At 42.6% G+C, this 23,583-nt stretch carries 21 protein-coding genes and 1 riboswitch; of the genes, 14 read left to right on the top strand and 7 right to left on the bottom strand.

What is annotated here, in order from left to right; genetic code table 11:
* The first annotated feature begins 99 nt into the window (after positions 1–99).
* On the top strand, positions 100–1,557 hold the full coding sequence (locus BN2425_RS16935) for an aldehyde dehydrogenase family protein (RefSeq protein ID WP_042461925.1): 1,458 nt from the start codon (positions 100–102) through the stop codon (positions 1,555–1,557).
* 173 nt (positions 1,558–1,730) lie between these two features.
* Here the strand turns inward: BN2425_RS16935 and BN2425_RS16930 are convergent, their stop codons facing one another.
* Positions 1,731–2,489 carry a class I SAM-dependent methyltransferase gene (locus BN2425_RS16930; protein WP_042461923.1) on the bottom strand — a complete coding sequence of 253 codons (759 nt, stop codon included), beginning with the start codon at positions 2,487–2,489 and terminating at the stop codon, positions 1,731–1,733.
* Between the two features lie 343 nt (positions 2,490–2,832).
* On the opposite strand from BN2425_RS16930, the gene BN2425_RS16925 reads away from it, so the two are divergent.
* Together BN2425_RS16925 and csaA are read left to right on the top strand one after the other, a co-directional pair.
* Positions 2,833–3,492 carry an AraC family transcriptional regulator gene (locus tag BN2425_RS16925; protein ID WP_235714673.1) on the top strand — a complete coding sequence of 220 codons (660 nt, stop codon included), beginning with the start codon at positions 2,833–2,835 and terminating at the stop codon, positions 3,490–3,492.
* Positions 3,493–3,639: 147 nt separating this feature from the next.
* Positions 3,640–3,972, top strand: coding sequence for a chaperone CsaA (gene csaA, locus BN2425_RS16920; RefSeq protein WP_042461920.1), 333 nt, complete (start codon positions 3,640–3,642; stop codon positions 3,970–3,972).
* 92 nt (positions 3,973–4,064) lie between these two features.
* On the opposite strand, the gene hxlB is transcribed toward csaA, so the two are convergent.
* Both hxlB and hxlA read right to left on the bottom strand, forming a co-directional pair.
* On the bottom strand, positions 4,065–4,622 hold the full coding sequence (gene hxlB / locus BN2425_RS16915; RefSeq protein ID WP_042461918.1) for a 6-phospho-3-hexuloisomerase: 558 nt from the start codon (positions 4,620–4,622) through the stop codon (positions 4,065–4,067).
* Between the two features lie 2 nt (positions 4,623–4,624).
* Positions 4,625–5,272: a 3-hexulose-6-phosphate synthase gene (gene hxlA, locus BN2425_RS16910; protein ID WP_042461916.1), complete on the bottom strand. Its 648-nt coding sequence runs from the start codon at positions 5,270–5,272 to the stop codon at positions 4,625–4,627.
* Positions 5,273–5,628: 356 nt separating this feature from the next.
* On the opposite strand from hxlA, the gene BN2425_RS16905 reads away from it, so the two are divergent.
* The 7 genes from BN2425_RS16905 to BN2425_RS16875 all read left to right on the top strand — a co-directional run bounded on the left by BN2425_RS16905 (position 5,629) and on the right by BN2425_RS16875 (position 12,156).
* A complete protein-coding gene (locus BN2425_RS16905; RefSeq protein ID WP_042461914.1) occupies positions 5,629–6,435 on the top strand; it encodes an aminoglycoside N(3)-acetyltransferase in 807 nt (268 codons plus the stop codon).
* A 408-nt stretch (positions 6,436–6,843) separates the two neighbouring features.
* Positions 6,844–7,866 carry a methionine ABC transporter ATP-binding protein gene (locus tag BN2425_RS16900; protein WP_042461912.1) on the top strand — a complete coding sequence of 341 codons (1,023 nt, stop codon included), beginning with the start codon at positions 6,844–6,846 and terminating at the stop codon, positions 7,864–7,866.
* Between the two features lie 50 nt (positions 7,867–7,916).
* Positions 7,917–8,516: a methionine ABC transporter permease gene (locus BN2425_RS16895; protein WP_042462260.1), complete on the top strand. Its 600-nt coding sequence runs from the start codon at positions 7,917–7,919 to the stop codon at positions 8,514–8,516.
* Between the two features lie 10 nt (positions 8,517–8,526).
* The gene (locus BN2425_RS16890; protein ID WP_042461910.1) at positions 8,527–9,363 is read left to right on the top strand and encodes a MetQ/NlpA family ABC transporter substrate-binding protein; all 837 of its coding nucleotides are present in this window, start codon (positions 8,527–8,529) and stop codon (positions 9,361–9,363) included.
* Positions 9,364–9,426: 63 nt separating this feature from the next.
* Positions 9,427–10,617, top strand: coding sequence for a M20 family metallopeptidase (locus BN2425_RS16885; protein WP_042461908.1), 1,191 nt, complete (start codon positions 9,427–9,429; stop codon positions 10,615–10,617).
* A gap of 292 nt (positions 10,618–10,909) precedes the next feature.
* The gene (locus BN2425_RS16880) at positions 10,910–11,410 is read left to right on the top strand and encodes an RNA polymerase sigma factor (protein WP_042461906.1); all 501 of its coding nucleotides are present in this window, start codon (positions 10,910–10,912) and stop codon (positions 11,408–11,410) included.
* On the top strand, positions 11,407–12,156 hold the full coding sequence (locus BN2425_RS16875; RefSeq protein ID WP_052352923.1) for a hypothetical protein: 750 nt from the start codon (positions 11,407–11,409) through the stop codon (positions 12,154–12,156). Before BN2425_RS16880 ends, BN2425_RS16875 begins: the two co-directional genes overlap by 4 nt.
* An 84-nt stretch (positions 12,157–12,240) precedes the next feature.
* Here BN2425_RS16875 and BN2425_RS16870 read toward each other — a convergent pair whose 3' ends face one another.
* The gene (locus BN2425_RS16870; protein ID WP_235714672.1) at positions 12,241–13,428 is read right to left on the bottom strand and encodes a M20 metallopeptidase family protein; all 1,188 of its coding nucleotides are present in this window, start codon (positions 13,426–13,428) and stop codon (positions 12,241–12,243) included.
* A gap of 219 nt (positions 13,429–13,647) precedes the next feature.
* A riboswitch (glycine riboswitch) is annotated at positions 13,648–13,727 on the top strand.
* Positions 13,728–13,857: 130 nt separating this feature from the next.
* Between BN2425_RS16870 and BN2425_RS16865 the strand changes: the two genes are divergently transcribed.
* Complete coding sequence (locus BN2425_RS16865) at positions 13,858–15,195, top strand: amino acid permease (protein ID WP_042461904.1); 1,338 nt, start codon at positions 13,858–13,860, stop codon at positions 15,193–15,195.
* Between the two features lie 232 nt (positions 15,196–15,427).
* Complete coding sequence (locus tag BN2425_RS16860) at positions 15,428–16,810, top strand: glycoside hydrolase family 28 protein (RefSeq protein WP_052352922.1); 1,383 nt, start codon at positions 15,428–15,430, stop codon at positions 16,808–16,810.
* Between the two features lie 123 nt (positions 16,811–16,933).
* Here BN2425_RS16860 and BN2425_RS16855 read toward each other — a convergent pair whose 3' ends face one another.
* The 3 genes from BN2425_RS16855 to BN2425_RS16845 all read right to left on the bottom strand — a co-directional run bounded on the left by BN2425_RS16855 (position 16,934) and on the right by BN2425_RS16845 (position 21,279).
* Entirely contained in the window at positions 16,934–17,968 is a 1,035-nt protein-coding gene (locus BN2425_RS16855; protein ID WP_042461902.1) for a glycoside hydrolase family 88/105 protein, read from the bottom strand.
* A gap of 225 nt (positions 17,969–18,193) precedes the next feature.
* Positions 18,194–19,501, bottom strand: coding sequence for an ABC transporter substrate-binding protein (locus BN2425_RS16850; protein WP_042461900.1), 1,308 nt, complete (start codon positions 19,499–19,501; stop codon positions 18,194–18,196).
* A 62-nt stretch (positions 19,502–19,563) separates the two neighbouring features.
* On the bottom strand, positions 19,564–21,279 hold the full coding sequence (locus BN2425_RS16845; protein WP_042461898.1) for a glycoside hydrolase family 2 protein: 1,716 nt from the start codon (positions 21,277–21,279) through the stop codon (positions 19,564–19,566).
* Positions 21,280–21,440: 161 nt separating this feature from the next.
* Between BN2425_RS16845 and BN2425_RS22325 the strand changes: the two genes are divergently transcribed.
* Positions 21,441–22,322, top strand: coding sequence for a helix-turn-helix transcriptional regulator (locus BN2425_RS22325; protein WP_052352921.1), 882 nt, complete (start codon positions 21,441–21,443; stop codon positions 22,320–22,322).
* 78 nt (positions 22,323–22,400) lie between these two features.
* Positions 22,401–23,108: a DNA alkylation repair protein gene (locus tag BN2425_RS16835; RefSeq protein WP_042461896.1), complete on the top strand. Its 708-nt coding sequence runs from the start codon at positions 22,401–22,403 to the stop codon at positions 23,106–23,108.
* Positions 23,109–23,583: the final 475 nt, after the last annotated feature.

Genomic DNA, 23,583 nt, shown 5'->3' with positions numbered 1-23,583 from the left:
GTTGCAAATTTGTGAACAGGGGTCCATTATAATGATAGGAATTATTATTTTAGTATAATTACAATGTCTTATTAACTTTCATTATAGGAGGAACCTGTTATGACTCAATATTTTACATTAACCAAGAGTTATATCAACGGCGAATGGGTTGAAGGCGAAACTGGCCGTGTCTATAACGACTTAAATCCATTCGACGATACTGTAGTAGCCGATATTAAAATTGCTTCCAAGGCGCAATTAGAATCGGCCTTTGAAGCAGCCAACAAAGCACAAAAAGAATGGTCCAAAAATCCTGAACTTCGTAGATCTGTCATTGAAAAAGTTATTGCTTATTTCAAAGAACACCAACAAGAAATTGTCGATGTATTAGTGGCAGAATCCGGCAGCAGTGTGTTGAAAAGCAATGTAGAAGTTGCCTTTTCTATTGCTGATTTAGAAGAATCATTAAAAATGATCGACCAAGTGAACAAAGCAACGACAGTCGACTCTGTCATCCCTGGTAAAGTAAACAAAGTGTATCGTTTGCCACTCGGCGTCATTTCATCGATTTCCCCGTTCAACTTCCCACTTTATTTATCAATGCGAACCATTGCTCCAGCATTGGCATTAGGAAACGCAGTTGTCCATAAAGCAGACATTCAAACAGGTATTTCCGGCGGTTCCGTCATCGCGAAAGCATTTGAAGAAGCTGGCGTTCCAGCAGGTGTGTTCAATTCCATTCTTACTGATATCCCTGAAATCGGCGATACCATGATCACGAACCCACATTCAAAACTAATCAGCTTCACTGGTTCAACTGGTGTTGGTAAACATATTGGCGGAGTAGCTGGCGGATTGTTGAAACGTACCGCGTTGGAACTTGGCGGAAACAATCCATTTGTAGTATTGAAAGATGCTGATGTCAATCAAGCAGTCAACTCAGCCATCATGGGTAAATACTTACACCAAGGTCAAATCTGTATGAGCATTAACCGGATTATCGTTCATGAAGACTTATACGATGAATTTGCCCGCAAATTTGTGGAACGTGCCAAACAAGTTCCATATGGCAATCCAAAAGATCCTTCCGTTGTAATTGGACCACTGATTAATCATGTGCAAATGGACAAAGCCTTAAGCTATATTGAAAAAGCAAAAGAGGCTGGTCAGGAATTATTATTAGAAGGTAAACGCGAAGGCAATGTGTTAACCCCATATATCTTTGGGAACGTTAAAAATGATAGCGACCTAGCACAAACCGAATTATTCTCACCAGTCGTTTCGCTAATCAAAGCATCTTCTGATGAAGAAGCAATTGAAATCGCAAATGACACCGTCTATGGTTTAAGTTCGGCTGTGTTCACCAGTGACTTAGCACGCGGTGAAGAAGCAGCCGTCCAAATCGAAGCCGGCATGACACACGTCAACGACCAAACCGTCAACTGCCTATCCAACACCCCATTCGGCGGCATGAAAGGCAGCGGAATCGGCCGCTTCGGCAACCCATGGATTGTCGACGAATTCACCCAAGCCAAATGGGTATCCGTACAAGAAAAAGACATGGAATATCCGTTTTAATGAATGAAGCAGGGGAACGGTTCTCCTGCTTCACTTTTACCTAGAATGGACTCCTCGTATTTTGACAAAGACCGTTCATTTGAATAATGTAAACAAAAAGGGATGGCTTACAACCATTCCCTTTTTGTTTAATAAGAAAAAATTTTATAGTAAGCCGTTTCTAATATAGGGAATTACCTCTTTATACATTCAAAAGTATAAAGAGTTGTGGATTTTGTAGGCTGATTTCCAAATTGATAATCGGCAGAGACAATTATGTCGGTGAATCCGATTTTTTCAAGAATCATCTTAAATTCTTCGATTCCATACCATCGTAAGGCAAAACGCTGCAATTCAGTATTCACTAGAACACCATTATTCCATTTCTCATATTTGATATAGCTTACGGTAAATTGGTTATACCAATCAACTTCTACCAATTTATTTTCTATTGTAATGATGTGACCATCTGGCAAAATAACCGTACTTGTCTTGATTCTTTCAATTTCTAAATCCGGTGAGGGGAGTTCTAAATCAATGATTAATTTCCCTGCTTTATTCAGTTGGTGATAGATGCGGTCTAAGGCTTGTAGGGAATCATCTCGATTTTCTATCAGTAAAAAAGAGGCCCCTCCGATAAAAATCGCATCATACTTATTTGGCAAGGAAAGCTCCTGCAAAGAACCCTCATATAAATTGGGAGTGATTCCCCGTTCCGCGCAACGTTGTTCGCATGAAGCGAGCATGGAGCGAGAGGAATCGGAACCATCCACCGACAAGCCAGCTTCTAGAAGGGGAATGAGGATCCTGCCAGATCCTGCCATAGCCTCAAGTATCGGACCTTTGACTTCTTTTAATCGGTCAAGATAATAGTCCATTCCCCAAAAGGACCCTATTGGTTTTGTCACATCATACACTTCTGTACAAAGTTCGCCGTAAGTGCTATAAGACATATACTTTTCCCTCCATGATATTTTTTCATGAAAGGGAGTCGGTTTAGCGATTATCCCCTTCGTTCCGCATTGCTACCTGTGAAGGATTGTATTTTTTAACATCATCATCACTCACCTTCAAATGTTCTATACACAATATATTCTAAACATTGTCGAAAATACATGCGCCATTAGGTTGAACAGCCTATTATTACAATCGAAATGAATATCGGGAGATTTCGTACAAAAAGATTCTTACTGTATTCCATCTATTTATGGGAATATATTATAATGTAGAGGTGGAATTGGATGAAAGTGGAAAATGGGAACTGCAAACCAAGTAACATGTGAGATAAGGTCCTATATGAGAGAATTTACATCCCATCAACATGAGTTTGGGCAATTTCTTTTTCCGTTAAAAGGATCCCTGGAAATCCAAACGAACAGGCAAGCAATCGATCTTAACTCTGATTATTGTTTTTATATTCCACCCCAATTAGTACATAATTACCGCTCTATGGACAGAAATGAATTTTTAATCTTAGACATTCCAACACAGTATTTGCCAGAGAACACAAGCCACATGTATTTACGGATGGACCAGCAATGGACCTCGATTCGTTATTTGCTATTAGAAGAGGCAAATAATCAAGAAAACATATCGGCTTTAGTCAATTTAACGAGATATGTGACCAACAAACTTCACATCGCGGAACCACCTTCCATTGAATACATTCATAAACATTATAAGGAGCCCATTAGATTAGAAACTTTAGCAAAAATAGAGCACTTCCATCCTGTTTATTATTCATCGTGGTTTAAGAAAAAAACGGGGAAAAGTCCAAAAGTATATATCTCTGAACTCCGTTTGAAAGAGGCCAAACATTTATTAACGTCAACAGCATGGTCCATGTCAGAGATTAGTGAGGAATTACGTTTTGAAAATTCTTTCTCATTTACAAGATGGTTTGTGAAGTGTGAGGGACTATCTCCGCAAAAATATAGAATGCTTCATAATGGATAAAAAGGATATTAAACTTGGTAAAGAAAATGTTTAAGAAATTTTCTACTATAAGTTTAACTATCCTTTTTTATAGTCGTCCCCAAAATCTAGAGGGGTTGGAAACAGTAACATTAAAAATTAAATGATAAGAGGGTTGGTAAGTCTTCTATGGCAAAAATTGAGGATTTTTTTACATTCGATATTCGGGTGGGCACAGTCATTAGCGCCGCATCTTTTCCAGAAGCAAAAAAACCGGCAATCAAACTAGAAATTGATTTTGGCGAAGAGATCGGCATAAAGCATTCATCGGCTCAAATTACACGAAGATATACGCCTGAACAACTTTGTAGACGTCAAGTGGTAGGAATCGTGAATCTTCCTCCGAGGCGGATTGCAGGGTTTAAATCTGAGGTTTTGGTAATCGGCGGGGTACCTGAAGACGGGGATGTCGTGCTTTTAAAACCTGATGAGCGAGTTCCAAATGGGACACGAATCTCATAAATTCGAGCGTCCCTGATGCTTCTGAGAAAGCCACCTTAACGGGTGGCTTTCTATTTTCAATAACGTGATTAGTCTTTGCAGGGGAACGTCTTTTATTCAAGATTGGCATGCCTGCCATACATCTTATTCGTATCTAATCCCTTTTTCTCCATGAACCGTAAAATGATGGCGTCATAAAAGAGCAGAAGGGTTTGTTCAAACAGGGAACCCATTGGCTGGATTGTTTGATAATCGTCCCCTGATTGGTCTTTTTGAGCACCGGGTAATTCAATGGTGAAATCGGCTAGCTGCCCAATCGTGGAAGTCGGATTGATGGTAACAGCGGCTATTTTTCCACCAATGCTTTTAGCTTTCTCAGCCATAGAAACTAAGCTTTTGGTTTCACCAGAGCCTGAACCGATAATCAATAAATCCAATTTTTCAAAATTGGGGGTTATCGTCTCTCCGATAACGTAGGAATCAATTCCCATATGCATCATTCTCATGGCAAAGGATTTTGCCATCAACCCGGATCTTCCTGCCCCAGCCACAAACACTTTCTTGGACTCAAGAATTCCGTTTAACAGATTTTCAGCTTCATCATCCTTTATTAAGAGAATCGAGCGGCTTAGTTCGTTAAGAATTTCTGCAAAATATTGAGTGGTTTGCATCTTTAGTGAAGTACATCCATTTCATCTTTCATCATTTGTTGCATTTTTGCTGCTGCCGACTTTTTATCTGCTTGTCCGGTAATACCGCCGCCGACAATGATCAATTCTGGCTTTTCTTTGATTGCTTCAGGAAGTGTTTCTAATTTAATCCCACCTGCGATGGCCGTTTTGGCATTTTTTACAACACTTTTAATGGTGTGAAGATCTTCAAATGAATTTTTTCCAACTGCCTGCAAATCATATCCAGTATGAACACAAATATAATCGACACCCATCTCATCGACTTCTTTTGCGCGTCCGGCTAGGTCCTTTACAGCAATCATGTCGACGAGGATTTTTTTGCCTTGTTTTTTAGCCTCTGCCACAGCTCCCTTGATGGACTCATCTTCAGCTGTACCTAGGATGGTAATGATATCTGCACCTGCTTCAGAGGCTTTCATGACTTCATATCCGGCAGCATCCATGATTTTTAGGTCTGCTAATACTTTTAAATCAGGGAAGGCATCTTTTACAGCTTTTACGGCATGGAGACCTTCATTAATGACCACGGGTGTCCCGATTTCGACAATATCAATATGCTCTTCCACTTCTTTAATTAGCTCAAGGGCTTCAGGTATATTGACTAAATCTAATGCTAATTGTAATTCCATCTATATGTCCCTCCTCCTCATTCATTTGATTGAAGCACTATTGTAGATTGCCCGAGGATGACTTGATATTCCCTCGGTATCTGTACCCAATGTTCACAATCATTGGTACAGCCGAAGTCCTAATTCGTCGTTTTCAACTGGGTTTTTTAAAAAAAGTGGGGAAATAATAAAGGTGAAGCAGGGCGAGTATTCTTCCTGCAATTAGACCCCTAGATGCTTATTGCTATATCAACGTACCTCTAATAAAATAGACAACATGAAACAGGGGGGACGGTTCTCCTGCTGCATTTTTTGCAACAAGAGAACCGGCCCTGTGTTTCTTTGTGTTTAATAGACTACTATTGGAGATGTATGGAATGAAGTCGTTAATAGAGAGTACAAGTTTTCCAAGAACTAGACAGTCAATTGCTGAGGATTTAAGGGCTCTTGGTTTGAGTAAAGGAATGACGGTCATGGTGCATTCCTCCTTGTCAGCTATTGGATGGGTAAATGGCGGAGAGGTTGCTGTTATTCAAGCTTTAATGGATGTTGTGACGGAGGAGGGAACGATCGTGATGCCTTCCCAGTCCGTTGAATTATCAGACCCTGCGGAATGGCAAAACCCTCCTGTTCCAAAGGAGTGGTGGAAGGTTATTAGAGAAACGATGCCAGCCTATAATGCGGACTATACGCCTACCACTAGAGGATTGGGGAAAATAGTAGAAGTTTTTCGAACTTATCCAGGGGTTATCAGAAGCAGCCATCCTAACTTTTCCTTTATCGCTTGGGGGAAAGATAAAAATAAAATTATTGACGGCCAAAGCCTCAATTTTGGTCTAGGTGAACAGTCTCCTCTAGGGAAACTTTATCATCTTGATTCCTACGTATTATTGTTGGGAGCTAATTTTGACAGCAATACTTGTTTCCATCTTGCTGAATATAGGATTCCTTATCGGAAAATTTTAAGCAAGGGTGCCCCTATACTAATAGAAGGAGAAAGAGTTTGGAAAGGATTTGAAGATTTGGAGTTTAGGGAGGAATTGTTCGAGGAGATTGGCAAAGACTTCGAACAAGAAAATAAAGTAGTAACTAATAAAGTGGGTTCTGCACATTGTCGTCTTTTTTCACTTAAGGAAGCAGTCGACTTTGCCGAGGCATGGTTGAAAAATTTTGATAATAAATAAATGTTGCAGGCATATTGCATGTGAAATTTACACAAATTTATATAAAATCACAAAAGTAAAACTTTTGGTTAATCCACACTTGACATATGGGAATAATCAGGTCTAATATGTTATTGAAGATTTCGACAAATTCCGTGGACCGGCCAGACTACTGGAGGTTTTCGATTCAAGGTATACCTATCTTGAATGAGAGCCTTCTTTTTTTTGCTAAAAATCAAAGAATGGGGACAAAACTGGTGCAAAAAACCTAGGCGTAATGTCCCGAAGTCCTGCTAAAAATTGTTACAATTTTTAAATAAGGATTGACTTTTTTTTAATAAGTGCAATAATCGTGTTTATAAAACTTATTTTTCGGATAGGGTAACTCGGAATTAAGAGAAAGTGGTACAGACAGCTGGGGGGAGTGTCATGATCAGATTTGAAGAAATAAGCAAGGAGTTTAAGCAATCAGGCAAAAAGATGAAGGCGTTAAACCATGTTTCACTGGAAATCGAAAAGGGCGACATTTTTGGCATCATTGGCTATAGCGGTGCCGGAAAAAGTACCCTTCTTCGCATGGTGAACGGGTTAGAGACCCCATCTGAAGGCAAGGTTTTTGTGAAGGGAAAAGAGCTCGGCAGTTTGAACCGTCAGGACCTTTCCCATATTAAAAAAAGCATTAACATGGTGTTTCAACATTTTAATCTATTAAGCTCAAAAACTGTATTTGACAACGTGGCTCTTCCCCTTGTGCTAAATAAGGTGGATAAAGCAACAATCAAAAAACGGGTTCACGAATTGCTGGAATTCGTCGGCTTGGATGATAAAGCGAGCAGCTACCCAAGCCAGTTATCCGGCGGGCAAAAACAGCGGGTCGGTATTGCGAGGGCACTCATCACCGATCCTGAGATTCTTTTGTGTGACGAAGCAACGTCGGCATTAGACCCAAAAACCACCGTTTCCATTCTGGAATTATTAAAGCGGATCAATCAAGAAATGAATATTACCATTCTCATTATCACACATGAAATGCAGGTCATTCAGTATTTATGCAACAAAGTGGCCGTCATGGAACATGGGCAGGTGATTGAAACAGGGAATGTCACCGACGTGTTTGGAAATCCGCAAAATCCGACAACAAAGGAATTTGTCAGAACCGTCATTCATGATGAAATTCCAGAAAGTATTGTAAAAGAACTAAAACAATCGACGCGGGAAAAGAAAATCTTCCAATTGAAGTTTTTTGGCGAAAACTCATCACAATCGTTACTTTTTCAAATTTCCCAAAAATTTAAGGCGGAGTTCAACGTAGTTTTTGCCAATATATCTGAGCTGCAAGCCGCGACATTGGGGATTTTCACAATTGTGTTTTATGGGGACCCATCAGAAACGGAGCAAATCCGTCAATTTGTGGCCGATCAGGGTGTGGATATTGAGGAGGTGATATTGTGAACACGGTGAGCAATGAGCTAATCCTCCAGTCAATCTACGAAACAATTTACATGGTTTCTATTTCCTTGTTTATCGGGGCGGTTATTGGCCTTCCGTTAGGAATCTTATTAGTCGTGACCAGGGGAAATGGGATTAAGCCCAACAAAATCGTATTCTTTGTGCTTAATGGAATTATTAATATTTTTCGATCTTTGCCATTCATCATTCTGCTGGTCGCGATTACACCGTTCACCCGGATCATTGTTGGACAAACGTATGGCACAACCGCAGCCATCGTGCCGCTGATTGTATATATCGCGCCGTTTATTGCCCGCCTAGTGGAATCATCTCTGCTGGAGGTTGGTCAGGAAATCATTGAATTAGGCAAATCCCTGGATGCTTCCATGTATCAAATTATCCGCTACTTTCTTTTGCCGGAAGCGTTTGGTTCATTGATATTGGCTTTAACCACTGCCACGATCGGATTGATTGGGGCAACAGCCATGGCCGGAACGATCGGAGGAGGCGGCATCGGGAACTTAGCCATCACATATGGCTATGAACGATTTAATACGTCAGTCATTATTTTAACGGTTATCATCTTAGTTATTATTGTTCAAATTATTCAAAGCATAGGAAATCGCATGGCAAAAAAATTAAGACACGAATAGGGAGAGAGACATGAAAAAGTTAAAAGTATTACTAGCCTTTTTAACCATTTTTACCTTGGTTCTTGCCGGCTGCGGAAAGCAGGAAGAGAAAACGGCATCAGCAAGTAAGGAGAAAAAAGAAGTTAAAGTTGGGACCTCACCTGGTCCATATAGTGAGCTATTCCTAAATGGTGTAAAACCAATTCTTGAGAAAAAAGGATACAAAATTAAAGCAGTAGAATTTAACGACCTGCAGCAAGCCGATGTTGCGCTTGCAGATGGCGGCGTTGATTTAAACGTTGACCAGCATACAGCGTATATGGAAAACTTTAATGCCAATTCTAAATCGAACCTTGTGAGCATTACACCGATTCCAACAGTACCAGCCGGCATTTTCCCTGGTAAAAAGAAATCTTTGAAAGATATCAAATCAGGTGACACCATTGCCGTTCCAAATGATGCGTCCAATGCCGCCAGAGCTTATGCCCTGTTGCAAAAAGCGAAGTTAATCAAATTAAAAGACGGAGTGGAATTAGCGAAAGCTACGGCTGCTGATATCGGCGATAATCCGTTGAATTTGAAAATTGTCGAAATGGATTCTGCCCAAATTCCACGTACTTTGCAGGATGTTGACTATGGTGTCATTCCAGGAAGTATCGTGTATGCATCCAAAACCGATCCTGACAGCAAATTGCTTTCAGAAGATATACTGCCGCATTTAGTATTAGTTGCAGTTGTCGATAAAGCCAATAAAGACTCCCAATGGGCGAAAGATGTAGCAGCGGCTTATCAGTCCGACGAGTTTAAAGACTATATGAAAGAACACAACAAAAATGACTACTGGTTCATCCCAGATGAATTGAAGTAGTACCGTGAAAGAAGCTGGGGGGTTCCTCTTGCTTCTTTTTCATAAGGAAAAGAGGGGGAGAAAATGGCAGACAATCAAGCGTTGTTAAATGAGATCTACGAATTAGTCGAAGGGAATTTTCAGGAAGTGGTCGGCTGGCGTCGGTATATGCACCAGTATCCGGAATTGTCGTTTAAGGAGGAGAAGACCGCTCAATTCATTAAAGAAAAATTGCTTGGTTTTGGCTTAGAGGTGAAAACCAATATTGGCGGGAACGGGTTAATTGCGATCTTAAAAGGCGACCAGCCTGGAAAAACAATTGCCTTAAGAGCTGATTTTGATGCCCTGCCGATTCATGATGAAAAAGAGGTTCCCTACAAATCCAAGAATCCCGGGGTCATGCATGCGTGCGGACATGACGGCCATACCTCCGCGCTGCTGGGCACAGCCGAAGTGTTGAGCCAGTATCGAGATAAACTCAAGGGTACTGTGGTATTTATTTTTCAACCAGCAGAAGAAACTCCTCCGGGCGGCGCCAAGTTTATGGTGGAAGAGGGAGTTCTAGATGGAGTGGACTATGTATTCGGCATTCATTTGGATTCCCAGGCTCCATTAGGGAAAATTTTAGTCGGCGAGGGCTACCAAATGGCAGCCGTCGATAAGTTTGCCATTCATATTCAAGGCAAGGGTGGACATGGAGCGAGGCCGCAAGAAGCGGTGGATTCCATTGTCATCGGCAGTGATATTGTCAGTGCTTTGCAAAAAATCGTCAGCCGCGGCGTGGATCCGTTGAAATCGGCCGTTGTCACAATTGGTGTTTTCCAATCCGGTTCAGCTTTTAATGTGATTGCGGATAAAGCGGTTCTGGAGGGAACGGTCCGAACGTTTGATGAGGATGTCCGTAAAAAAGTAGAAAACCAGATTCGCAGCATCGTTGATGGGATTGCATCGGCATTCGGAGCTTCCTATACGATTGATTACCTGAACGGCTATCCGGCGTTATTCAATCATTCGGAAGAAACGCAGACAGTCCGCAGCTTGCTTTCAGAAGTTTTTAGCGAAGAAAACGTAGTCGAAATGCAGCCGTCCATGGGGGCAGAGGACTTTTCTTATTACTTGCTGGAAAAGCCGGGCACCTTTTTTAAAGTAGGGGCGCAAAATGAAAATCCTGCCACCCACTACCCGCACCACCATCCAAGATTCGACTTCGATGAAAGGGCCCTGCTCAACAGCCAGAAAGCCTTTATCAAAATCGTATCGCATTACTTGTTTTGAGCAAGAGGCCGGGGGACCACAGGGCCATGGGGACGGTTCTCCTGGTGCCCTTTTGCACCAAGAGAACCGTCCCTGTGGCTTTAAAGAAAGATGAACTAATATGGAAACAGTTAACAAGAAGATGACTTTCTATCTTCTTGTTTTTTTTTACCTTTTTCCTTATAATTGCTAATCTTGTAAATAAGTATAGTCCCAATAAAGCAAAAGTATTGTAAGATGTGAAATAAATGTTTCATTGATTCGACTAACTTATAAGTAAAAAAATCAGAGGATAAATGGAGTTGACCAGCTGATGATTAGCAGCAAAATTTCAGAGTGGTTCTACTTGTACAATAAAGATATATACCATTATCTGGTGTATTACATCGGTTCAAGTGATGTAGAAGATCTTGTGCAGGAAGTTTTTATTCGGGCCATCAAAGGGTTCGATACGTACCAGGCCAAATCAAGTCCAAAAACCTGGCTTTTTTCCATTGCGCGCCATGTGGGGATTGATGAAATGAGAAAACGGAAGCGGCTAAGAGTAAAGCAAATGATTTGGTTCATGGAGGAGCAAACAGACCAGGATACACCTGACGAAGTTATTCAACAATATGAAGATAACCAAGTGCTTTATGAAGCCATCCAATCTTTAAAAGCTAATTATCGAGACGTCGTGATCCTTAGAGGCATTAAGGAACTCTCTGTTTCTGAAACCGCATCGGTATTAAATTGGAATGAAAATAAGGTTAGGATCACTTATCATCGGGCGTTAAAGGCCTTACAAAAAAGGATAGGAGGACTTTCTCTATGAAGGAATTTAAGGAGTTAGAGAGAAAAATCCGCTCATTACCTGAACCGGATTTTGATAAAAGCTTTCCTAAAACAACCCAAGATACCATCCATGAAAATCTGTTGCAATTTGCACGTTCGTATGAAAAGAAGAAAAAGAGGAGCGGCGCAATTAGGAGGATGATTTCGGTTGGTTTGGCAAGTGTTGCTGCCATCGCCTTATTCGCGATTCTTGTTTTTCCAAAAAATGAGGATCGACCATCTGGCCTTGATTCTGATAAGCAGGGGCAACAAATTGGAGAGCCACCTTCAATCAATCACGATGATCAAACTCCTCCGAATCAGAACGAACCGGATGATAAGGCGTCAGACTCGATTGTTTATAAAAATAATGAATATGGATTTACCTTCACGTTACCAAAAAGTTGGGAAGGTTATCAAATTGTCTCTGATTCTTGGGAAGGCATTTCAACGAATGAACAACAAAATGGAAGCATGGAAAAAGGTCCACTCCTATTCATTAGACACCCTGAATGGACGGAAGAAAAACCGAGACAGGATATTCCCATCATGGTTTTCACCCTAAACCAATGGTCCTCACTTGAAAAAGAAGAATTTCATATTGGGGCAGCACCTATCAATCCAACCGTGCTAGGACAAAATAATCAATACGTTTTTGCCCTGCCGGCCAGATATAACTTTGCCTTTCTCGAAGGGTATGAAGAAGTAGAAACCATTCTACAAAACAACCCCTTACAAACAAAATGAAGCGCGAGGCCCAGGGGATCCAGAGGGACGGTTCTTCTGGTGCCTTTTTTTGCGCCAAGAGAACTGTCCCCCCTGTTTCACTGTTTACTGAAGGGCGAGCGCAATATATAGGCTAATCCCATATTTCATGACGCGTTCGTCTGGCAAAAATTTTTCATTATGCAGCTTATAAGCGCCTCCTTGATCGTCTTGGACGCCTAAGAAGATAAAGGCGCCGGGTACTTGTTCTAAATAAAATGAAAAATCTTCGCTGGCCATGCTAGGGTTTTCTAATTGCACAATGGCACGTTCTCCAAACAGCTTTTCAGCTAACTGGCTTGCATGATTGACTTGTTCTTTGGCGTTATTTGTGACAGGGTATCCAAATTGATAGTGAATATCCGCCTCTAACCGTAATGCGGCCCCCATACCATCTATGATTCTTGTAAAATCCTTTGCTACCCGCTGACGGGTTTCATCTTTTATTGTCCGAATTGTCCCTTTAAAAGTGGCTTTTTCGGGTATGATATTAAACCCGCTGCCAGCCGTAAGTGTTCCAATTGTCAGTACGACCGAATCCACGGGATCGGTTTCACGGCTGATAATTGATTGCAGGCCGGTAATGATATGAGAGCCCCCAACAATGGCGTCAACTCCCTGGTGTGGAGCGGCTCCGTGGCCGGATTTTCCCTTTAACGTCACTTCAAACGAATCCATACTGGCCATTAACGGGCCGCTCTTGAATCCAATTTGCCCAAGCGGCAAATCTGGCCAAACATGGAATCCATAGATAGCATCCACTTCAGGATTCTTTAGAACATCATCTTGTACCATGTGTTTTCCACCGGCCAGCATTTCTTCTGCTGGTTGAAAAATAAACTTGATGGTGCCTGGGATTTGCTCTTTTATTTGTGACAGTGCTTTTGCCGCTCCCAGGAGCATAGCCGTGTGAATGTCATGTCCACAAGCGTGCATGACATTTTGTTTTTTGGAAGAAAAGGCTGCGCCTGTTTCTTCTTGAATGGGCAGTGCATCCATATCGGCGCGGAAGGCAATCACGGGGCCCTGTTTTTGTCCATGAAGAATGCCGACTACACCGGTTTTGGCCACACCAGTTATCACATCTAATCCGAGGTCAGTGAGATATTTTTCAATAACAGAAGAGGTATGGTATTCCTCAAATCCGAGCTCAGGATTTTCATGGAAGAGTCTTCTTAGTTTTACTACGTCTTCGTATACGCTTAACGTCAGGCTATGAATCATGTCAGGGGTAAAAGGGGTAGTTAACGGCAAAGCGGGTGATCCTCCTTTTATATAAAAATAGTATGGTCGGTGCTAATAGGTTAAATTTTACCAGACTTATCTGAAATTTGTAATAACAAGTGAAGCAAACACCTATTGTTGACAAAAACCTTTCTAACTACTAAAATAGGACATTATTTAGAAATAGTTAAGGCTATTTAAAAACTTAATACTTAGCAGGCTATGATTGCTATGGATCACACTATAGCAGGAGCAGCTTCTGGAGAGACCGCGGGAGTCCGCGGCGCCGAAGGGTTCACAATCTCAGGCAAAAGGACAGAAGAGTACTGAATATATATTTGTTATACTGGTAAAGCTTGCATAACAAATTGTATTTGCTATTCTTGTGACCGAAGAGATTGGTAGTGGACCAATCTCTTTTTTTATTGCATTTTATCAAATCGTAAGGGGGAGAAAGAAATGGCAAGACAAGAATTAAAGCGGGATTTAGCCAATCGGCATGTTCAACTAATTGCCATTGGCGGTACGATTGGGACCGGGTTATTCTTAGGATCTGGTAAGGCGATCCAATTGGCAGGCCCATCGATCATTTTTGCTTATTTAATTGTAGGTATCGCTGTTTTCTTTGTGATGAGGGCACTTGGTGAAATGCTGTTGGCTAAAGCAGGGTACCAATCGTTTACCGACATTGCTGGTGATTATCTTGGGCCATGGGCTGCATTTGTCACAGGATGGACCTATTGGTTTTGTTGGATCATGACCGCCATGGCCGATATTATCGCAGTTGGAGTGTATGTACGGTATTGGTTTGATATTCCACAATGGGTACCTGCCATCGTCTGTTTGGTCATCTTGTTAGGTCTAAACTTATTAACGGTAAAGCTTTTTGGAGAATTGGAGTTTTGGTTTGCTTTAATAAAAGTCATTACCATCCTTGCCCTAATTGCTATTGGAGTTATTCTATTGATTATCGGTTTCAAGACGGATGCGGGAACGGTATCGGTTCACAATCTTTGGGAACACGGCGGGCTTTTTCCAAACGGAGTTTCCGGTTTCTTGCTTTCATTCCAGATGGTTGTATTTGCCTTTGTCGGTGTGGAACTGGTAGGTGTATCGGCAGCGGAAACGGCTAATCCGCAAAAAAACATCCCGTCGGCGATTAATAAAATTCCATTGAGGATCCTGTTTTTCTATGTGGGGGCACTTTTCATTTTATTGTGTATTAACCCATGGACGGAATTAAATGCAGCAGAAAGTCCGTTTGTTAAAACGTTTCGTTTAGTTGGTATTCCGATTGCCGCAGGAATCATTAATTTTGTCGTGTTAACTTCCGCGGCTTCTGCTTGTAACAGCGGCATGTTTTCAACCAGCCGGATTCTTTATAATTTAAGCAGCAATGGCCAGGCGCCATCCATTTTTGCAAAACTGAATAAAAATCATGTGCCAAGTACTTCGTTATGGGTATCCACGCTTGTCTTATCCGGGGGAGCCCTTTTGAGCAAACTGATTCCGGAACAAGCCTTTGGAATCGTAACAACGATAAGCGCCATCTGTTTTATTTGGGTTTGGGGAATCATTTTAGTTAGTCATGTAAACTATCAGAAAACCCGTCCCCACTTGCACGCAAAATCCAAATTTAAAGCACCACTGACCCCATTTATAAACTATGTGGTCCTAACGTTATTTGCCCTCATTCTCATCATAATGCTATTCGCCGAAGAAACCCGGCCAGCTCTCTTGTTGACGCCACTATGGTTTATTGGATTATTTGCCATATATGGAGCACGGCGAAGGTGAAGCGGGGGGCCATGGGGCCATCGGGACGGTTCTCCTGGTGCTTCTTTGCCCCAAGAGAACCGTCCCTGTGGTCCCTCTGTGGTACCTGTGTTTCATAAAGCTCGAAATTTACATGTGTTTCTCGGTTTTTTTCATTCAATATCACGATTCAACCTGATATTATTCAATTATTAGGATGGGAATGGTGCCTTACATATGCAAATCAGTGGTGAAGGGTGGTTCGAGAGTATTTATGAGCAGAAATTTTTATGGGGCTCCGTTCGATATGGAGGAGATCGTGGTTCCGAGTTTCCCGGACAGAGCTTTTTATGTAGAAGACTTTTTAGAAAACGGCCATGATGGACATTTGGACAATCGAGTTATACAACGGGCTATAGAAGCTTGTTCCGAGTCTGGAGGCGGTACTGTCATTGTGCCACAAGGAGAATGGCACTCGGGACCAATCCATTTAAAAAGCAACATCCATTTGCAATTCGAAAAGGGCGCAGTTGTTGAGTTTAGCGACAAGTTTGCCGATTATCTTCCTGTGGTTTTTACCAGATGGGAAGGAATGGAGTGCTACAATTATTCTCCTCTCCTATATGCCCGCGATTGTGAAAATATCGCCATCACGGGAGAAGGTACACTGATTGGGAATGGGGAAGCATGGTGGCATTGGAAAAAGCTTCAGCAAGAAGCGGCAGACAGGCTGTGTTATGCCGAGAGCAGGGGCATACCCGTTCAGGATCGGATATTCGGGACGGAGGAAGATGCGTTACGACCTTCATTTATCCAACCGATAAACTGTAAAAATGTATTGATTGAAGGACTTTCCCTCCGAAATGGCCCGCAGTGGACGCTCCATCCAGTATATTGCGAAAACATCATCATTCGCAAAGTGAACATTATTAGCTGCGGACCCAATACGGACGGCCTGAATCCAGACTCTTGTAAAAATGTGCTGATAGAGAATTGTTACTTTGAAACAGGGGATGATTGCATTGCTATCAACTCCGGCATGAATGAGGATGGATGGCGGGTTAATAAACCTTGTGAAAATATTGTGATTCGGAATTGTGTGATGAAGGAAGGCCATGGCGCACTGGTAATCGGAAGCGGCATGTCAGGGGGAGTCAGGAATGTATACGCCCATGACTGTAAAATCGGCGGGGGAGACCAGGGACTCCGTCTTAAGTCCATGCGGGGCAGGGGTGGATTCGTTAAAAATATCCGGTTTGAAAATATCGAAATTAATGATGTAAGGAAAGAGGCAGTGCAAGTAAATATGTTCTATGGTTATAGCACAGTTATTCCGAAAACCAACACACCACCCGATTTCGATCAGATCACCATCAAAAATATCACGGGGCAAGGTGCAAAAGTCGCTGTAGAAATCAAAGGGCTGCCGGAACACCCATTAAAAGAAATCAGCCTGGAAAACGTTTATTTAAGTGCCGAAACGGCCATCATTTGCAGTGACGTCGAAACCATTAGCATGAAAGAAGTCAGTCTACTGGCGACCGGCAGTCGAAGTCCAGAGTTTACAAATGTCACAGAATTAAAGATAAAGGACTTTTCTATCAAGTATACAGGGAGCCCCGCAAAAATCGAACAAGAGGGGACAGTGAGCCACTAACCACTTACCCCTTGATGAGTGACGTTAACAAATTTCTAAAGCCGATTCCTTACTAGGTAATCGGCTTTTTTAATTCTTGTAAAAAGAAGGACTCTCAGCCATCAGCTTGAGAGTCCTATTAATCTATAAAGATATAGGGTTATGTTGTTTCAACAGCAAGGATAAAAAGGCCAATACCATTCCTTGTCCCCAGCCCTGAACTCGTATATATGGAACCCCTTTGTAGCCATCTGCGTCATCCATTACAGCCGTTCCCGCAGATACATTCATGACAGAACCGTCCTCCTTGATTTGGTTCAGAATCCCTGCAATCGATTTTTGAAGATATTTATTATATAATTTCCCCTTTGATAGCAAGGCTGCAGCGATTCCAGCGGACCCTGAAGTCTCCAGGTAGGAGTCAGGATCTGTTAAAATGGTGTGCCAAAGCCCCGTTTCCGATTGCAAACGGACCAACGCACTCAACTGGTCACGGAGGGAATCAGCAATCAACATATAAGAAGGATGCTGTACCTTGACCAGTTCCAGAGCTCTTGCCATCGTGTAGGCTGCCCAGCTATTGCCCCTAGCCCAAAAAATGCCCGACATATGGTTTTCAGCGATATTGTCCCAGCCATGATAGTATAAATTTGTCATTTCGTCCTGGAGGAATTGTTCATGTCCGTGATATTGCTTTAAACCAAATTCAAAGTAATCCTTTCGATCCAGCAGGTGGCCGATTCGTAAAAGGAAGTATCCGGCCATAAACATGGTATCCACCCAGGCCTGCTGAGGAAATACGTCTCTGCCTCCGTTAACCGTATGCTGGAGGATTCCATCTGCGAACCGTTCAGCATCATTCAATAAGAAATTGGCCATTTGAATCGCAGATTCCAAATACCTTTGCTCGTTGGTTGTAAGATATAGAGTCAGAAGCGTATGGCCAATAGCGGATGCATTTACTGATAACGGCGGCAGGCCGTCTTCCAATTGTTCATCTACCCAATTCTTGAGATAGTGCAGGTATTTCTGTTCTCCAGTTGCTTCATATGCTTCGGCAATGCCGAAAAAGGCTACTCCTCCGGGCCAATCCCAGCCATAGTCCATTTTCATGGTTTTCTCTACTACTCTGTCGATTTTCTCTTTTACTTCTTGTTCATCAAAAACTAGATTAGCCATTGTCACTCTCCCTATTAGTCTGACTTTAGGAAACTGATGATCATTTCCAACCTTTCACGAAGGAATAACGTTTCTCTTAGTGAATTTTGAGTTTGTACGGGTTACCTTTTAATTCGCCCGTTAGTGCCTCAACATCCTGACGTTGGAACAGGAAAAAAATAATGAAACCAGGAATTAAATGGATGATAGCTGACCCCAATTAGCGATCAGCTATCGAAATGAAACTTACTTTTTGTTTTTAGCCAAAATGCTTTCGGCTTGCTGCCTAAATTGTTTTGCAGCATCTGCCACTTTAATATTTCCATAAGCCATTTGTTCATCAAGAGCGTCCAATGTTTCAATGATTTCTCCGGCACCCACCGGGTCTGGACCATCAAATGATGAACTGTTTTTCTCGGCCCACTCCACATAATCAAATACTTGCACTTGGGCTGGCGAAAGCAGCGGCTTTAATGCATCTTTAACAACAGAGGAACCAGGCACACCACGGTCACCAAGATTTAACTTGTTTGCTTCAATATCATTGATTATGAAATCGATAAACTTAGCTGCTTCTGCTTTGTTTTTTGAATTATTTCCAACGGACCAGAACATCGCTGGTTTTAAATATAAACCTTTTTCGCTATTAGGTCCTGGCATTGGAGCAATTTTCAATTCTCTATTTGCCACTTGCTGCAATCCTACAAACTGGTTAGACCATTGCCAGCTGCCGACTCCTTTTTGGGTAACGACTGTAGAATCTTCGAGACCCTTAAGTTGTGCTAAATAATCCGGTGTGGGAGAGGCTTTTATCTTTACTGCTTCGACCCTCATATTAAAGAACTCTTCGAACAGTTTGTCATCGGTATATCCTAGTTTTGTACCATCTTTACTGTATAATGATTTACCTTTTGTTCTTAAATAATAGTTGAAAAATACATCGGCTTTCATTCGGTTATCCATGAAGTAACCTGCTTTTGCTACTTTTGCTTGTATGTCTTTATAATCATCCCAAGTCCAATTTTCCGGGATTGATTCTATACCCGCCTTTTTAAGGGTGGCTGGGTCATAGTGGAAACCAACTACGTTAACACCTGTATTGATTCCATAAAGTTTATCGCCGATTTTTCCGCCATCTATTACATTTTTACTTATATCCTTTGTGTTGATTTCTTTGCCGACATAGGGTGTTAAATCAGCAATCTGGCCATTTTGGGAATACTGGGAGAAATAAGATAAGTCCATTTGGATAATATCCGGCAGCTCATTGGCTGCCGCTTGTGGTGCTAGCTTCTTCCAGTAGTCATCCCATGCCGCATATTCTGCTTCAATTTTCACATTCGGATGTTGCTTTTGGTACATGTCGATGATTTTCAGTGTATAGTCATGACGCGGCTGTGATCCCCACCAAGCGATGCGGAGAGTAACGGGTCCATCTTCCTTTTTCCCATCTTTTGATTTCGACTCTTCCCCACTGGATGAACTGCTGCTGTTACATGCTGCCAATGAGAAGGTGAGCAGAAAGGTAAAAAATAGTGCCATGAACTTCTTCATTTAATTTCCCCCTTTTAGTTTGTGATTGGATTTACCATAATCATTGAATGGTAATTTTTAAATTAAGTTTCGTCGTTCCAAGACCGATAGATCCGTCGTACTTCTCGAAACGATTGCTTAGGCTTGCGATACTCGTTGACCAAGCCTTTGTTGTTAAAACTCCGCGCACGGTCTCGGAAAAATCCCCCGTTGCTTTTCAAGTCCCCCCGGGTATCTGCGAACTGCCAAACAAAGGTGCCGCCAATCTTTGGATCATGCCGAAAAATAGCCAGCGCCTCGGAAATGATTTCCGCCTGATAATCCTCGCTGAACAATCTTGACTCCCAACCGACATCTCCAAAAATGCCTGCGCCGCCGAACTCAGTCATGAGCACCGGCTTATCACCAGCTCCCATCTGTTCAGCCCGCTCATGGAACTGCTGTAGCATATCCTTGAAGCCATTCACTTCACCTTCATACCAGCCATAGTATTTGTTGATGCCGATGACATCGAAAAGGGGAAGTAGAATGTCCTCCAGCGGATGCATTGTCGCGTAGGTAATCAGCCTGGAGGTATCTAGTTCCTTCACCAATGTAGTCAAACGTTTTGTCATCTCGTAGGCTTCCTGTGTCCGTGAGTCAATTTCATTATGGACCGACCAGAATAGGACGGATGGGTGGTGATAGTGCAGGCCAACCATCTCCTTAATCATCGTAAGCGCTCGCTCTTGGAACAATGGTTCACTGACCGTTTCATTTGGCAGGAACGCACCCCACATCGGGATTTCACTCCAGAAAATCATGCCGTGCTCGTCCAGCAGATCCAGCCAATACGGACTTTGAGGGTAATGGGAACCGCGTACCGCATTGCAGCCCAGTTCGCGAATGATATCAAGGTCCTTGTGCATCAGTTTCGCTGGGAAGGCGAAACCCCAATCGGGGTGTTCCTCATGTCGGTTTACGCCCTTCAGATAGACCGGCGAACCGTTGATGAGGATCCGGTGGTCTCTTGTCTCTATTTTTCTAAAACCGATACGATCCATTTTGTCGTCAAAATCAGTACGGGCCTGGATTGTATACAGCTCCGGCTGGCCGACGTTCCACAGCCGAACATCGGTCCAGCGCAGCTTCACCAAACAGTTGACGGTTTGACCGGCATCCACCTGCACCTGTTCCGAATGAATTTCCCGGCCTCCCTCGACGAGTGTCAAGGCTGTCGTCAGCTCTGTTTTTGCCAATGAGCTGATCCGTACCTGGATAGCGACGACGGCATCACATCCATTCAGCTCATAATCGATCTTGAGTTGTTCGATGTACAGATCCGGTAAACGTTGCAGCTCGACTGGGCGAATGATGCCGCCGTAGTGAAACCAGTCGACATGCTTTGTCGGAATCGTCAGGCGATCCAGTGTACTGTCTGTACGAACAACAAGCTCATGATCTCCTGCGGATAAGGTAGGAATGACGAATTCAAAAGGTGTGTAGCCGCCGTAGTGATAACCGAGATGCTGTCCGTCCAGATACACATCGGAATGACCCAACACCGCATGAAAAATCAGTCTGACATGCTGGGCCTCCTCCATCCGTATGGTTTTCCTGTACCAGGCGACGCCTTCGTAGTCGAACAGGTTTAGCTCATTATTCCAGCAGGATGGAACATACATGGAGTGTGAAGCATGTGGAAAACGCTCAAACCATTTTTCCTCAACACCTACATTACTTGGGTCTTTCAGAAAATCCCACGGTCCGTCCAGTAGCTCAGTTGTGCGAATGTGATGCTCTCGAAACGTTCTTAACAAGGTGATTCCCCCTCAAATGACAAGTTCTTCATAGCCATCTTTCTGATGGTCTGATAATATGGATACTATCATGTTATATATGGGTTCTGAATGGAAAAAAACGAGGACCACTTGTAAAATTCGAGCTTTATTCAACCGAATGAGTAGGGGAGATATTTATTTTGGAAGCGTTTAGATACGATTTGAATCATCTCGTTTTGCATATTCACTTTGTTCTCGATAAAGTGACCTATCCGGGGTGGGAAGATATTCGTAATCTGGTGAATGTGCATAGCTTGTACTGGATCCATGAGGGTGAGGGGACGTTCATGACAAATACCGAGCACAAGGTTCAAGCCGGAATGCTGGCCTACCTAAGACCCGGACTCGAGATGTCCATGCGCTCGGAGCCGCATGCTCCACTTCGCATGACCATGGTGCTCTTCGATTGCGCAGAGATTGTTTACGATGCGGTATGGAAGGATGTTACGCCAATAGGAAAATTAAAGCTTCCCTTCCTAAGTCGGTACAGTTCCCCGAAGGCAGAGGAATTGGGAGAGCTATTTCAGGGTATCCATCAAAATTGGTTCCCGGGAGTGGCAGATGGCGCGGCTGTTTCCCAAGGTCAACTACAGATCCTGCTGCACAAGCTTCACCAAATTGAGCAACCGGATTGGAGCCTGACGGAATCGGGTGCCTTGGCTGCCTTCGAGCAAATAAAAAAGCATCTGGAGAACGGATTCCAGGAAAACTTGAAAATCGAACAGTTAGCCGAGGAATACAGCATATCCGCTTCCTATCTACGAAAGTTGTTCCTCAAGTACACAGGGGTGGGGCCGAAAGAATACCTGATCAACCTACGTAATGAGCAAGCCTGCCGTTATCTAACATTTACCGAATTCCCCATAAAAGAAATCGCCAAGCTATGCGGATACTATGAAGAATACCACTTCAGCAAGATGTTTAAACAGCTAAATGGCATCGCGCCTAGCACTTACCGAAACAGGAAGAGGAGCGGGGGTGAAGCAGGGGGACGGTTCTCCCGCTTCATTGGTGAAACTTGACGCCCTTAGAGTTTATTTGCAGATTGATAGGTCCTTAAAATTGGCTATAATGAAGCTATCTGAAGGGAGTGCTGGACAATGAATTTTGAGACGGTTATGCAGGAACTGGAGGCGCTTGGCAAGGAACGAACGAAAAAGATTTACATAAGCAATGGAGCTCACGAGCCGCTCTTTGGTGTGGCGACAGGTGCGATGAAGCCGTTGGCCAAGAAAATCAAGAAAGACCAGCCTTTAGCCGAGCAGCTTTATGCCACAGGAAACTACGACGCTATGTATTTTGCCGGCGTCATTGCTGATCCCAAGTCGATGAAAGAAGCAGATTTTGAGCGTTGGATTGATGGGGCCTATTTTTATATGCTGTCCGATTATGTGGTGGCGGTGACCCTGGCGGAAACCGATATTGCGCAGACCGTTGCTGATAAGTGGATTGCCAGCGGGGAAGAGCTCAGAATGTCGGCAGGATGGAGCTGTTATTGCTGGCTTTTGGGGAATCGAAAGGATAGCGAATTTGACGAACATAAGCTTGCTAACATGCTGGACCAGGTGAAAAATATGATCCATGATGCGCCTGACCGGACCAAATCGGCCATGAATAATTTTATCTATACCGTCGGGGTCTCTTATTCTCCACTCCATGATCGTGCGGTTGATACTGCAAAGGCGGTAGGACCAGTTGAAATGAAGCGGGAAGGGAAAAAGAGCAGTATCCTGAATGCTTCCGTCAATATACAAAAGGAAGTAGACAAGGGAAGGATTGGTTTCAAACGCAAATATGTCAGGTGCTAAATAAAAAACTTACATTTATAGTCCAATTCGCTAATGAATTGGACTTTTCCTTTAGCATACTACTAATCAGAAGATGGACAATGGCCATCATTCGGTTGCTAGAGTATTGTGGGTTTAGTTAAAATTAGAACAAGATATAGATTTGGAGAATGGTGATTAACATGAGAAAAGTAATTCTATTGGTTTTATTTTGGTGTATGATTATTGTTTCCGTTACAGCGCAGATTTCAGACAGATTCATTTATTGGTTAAATCCAGATGCCATTTCTCTTATTGATGAAAGAATGACATATACATTTGTTCCTATGTTAGTTAATTACTTTGTTTTATTTTTATTATGGAAAACAAAAATCCAAAAGCCCTTGATCTGCTTCTCCCTCTTACTCAATACAGTTCTCTTTCTATATTATATTTACTATCAATTCGGGGATATGGGTCTTGGAAAGTTTAGATAAATAATAATAAACACTTGAAA

The sequence above is a fragment of the Neobacillus dielmonensis genome (assembly GCF_000612665.1).
Lineage (GTDB): Bacteria > Bacillota > Bacilli > Bacillales > Cytobacillaceae > Neobacillus > Neobacillus dielmonensis.
This window is presented reverse-complemented; position numbering and strand designations above follow the sequence as displayed.

Coding starts and splice junctions, on each gene's coding strand:
- BN2425_RS16935 (WP_042461925.1), top strand. CDS start 100: ATGACTCAATATTTTACATTAACCAAGAGTTATATCAACGGCGAATGG.
- BN2425_RS16930 (WP_042461923.1), bottom strand. CDS start 2,489: ATGTCTTATAGCACTTACGGCGAACTTTGTACAGAAGTGTATGATGTG.
- BN2425_RS16925 (WP_235714673.1), top strand. CDS start 2,833: ATGAGAGAATTTACATCCCATCAACATGAGTTTGGGCAATTTCTTTTT.
- csaA (WP_042461920.1), top strand. CDS start 3,640: ATGGCAAAAATTGAGGATTTTTTTACATTCGATATTCGGGTGGGCACA.
- hxlB (WP_042461918.1), bottom strand. CDS start 4,622: ATGCAAACCACTCAATATTTTGCAGAAATTCTTAACGAACTAAGCCGC.
- hxlA (WP_042461916.1), bottom strand. CDS start 5,272: ATGGAATTACAATTAGCATTAGATTTAGTCAATATACCTGAAGCCCTT.
- BN2425_RS16905 (WP_042461914.1), top strand. CDS start 5,629: ATGAAGTCGTTAATAGAGAGTACAAGTTTTCCAAGAACTAGACAGTCA.
- BN2425_RS16900 (WP_042461912.1), top strand. CDS start 6,844: ATGATCAGATTTGAAGAAATAAGCAAGGAGTTTAAGCAATCAGGCAAA.
- BN2425_RS16895 (WP_042462260.1), top strand. CDS start 7,917: ATGGTTTCTATTTCCTTGTTTATCGGGGCGGTTATTGGCCTTCCGTTA.
- BN2425_RS16890 (WP_042461910.1), top strand. CDS start 8,527: ATGAAAAAGTTAAAAGTATTACTAGCCTTTTTAACCATTTTTACCTTG.
- BN2425_RS16885 (WP_042461908.1), top strand. CDS start 9,427: ATGGCAGACAATCAAGCGTTGTTAAATGAGATCTACGAATTAGTCGAA.
- BN2425_RS16880 (WP_042461906.1), top strand. CDS start 10,910: ATGATTAGCAGCAAAATTTCAGAGTGGTTCTACTTGTACAATAAAGAT.
- BN2425_RS16875 (WP_052352923.1), top strand. CDS start 11,407: ATGAAGGAATTTAAGGAGTTAGAGAGAAAAATCCGCTCATTACCTGAA.
- BN2425_RS16865 (WP_042461904.1), top strand. CDS start 13,858: ATGGCAAGACAAGAATTAAAGCGGGATTTAGCCAATCGGCATGTTCAA.
- BN2425_RS16860 (WP_052352922.1), top strand. CDS start 15,428: ATGAGCAGAAATTTTTATGGGGCTCCGTTCGATATGGAGGAGATCGTG.
- BN2425_RS16855 (WP_042461902.1), bottom strand. CDS start 17,968: ATGGCTAATCTAGTTTTTGATGAACAAGAAGTAAAAGAGAAAATCGAC.
- BN2425_RS16850 (WP_042461900.1), bottom strand. CDS start 19,501: ATGAAGAAGTTCATGGCACTATTTTTTACCTTTCTGCTCACCTTCTCA.
- BN2425_RS16835 (WP_042461896.1), top strand. CDS start 22,401: ATGAATTTTGAGACGGTTATGCAGGAACTGGAGGCGCTTGGCAAGGAA.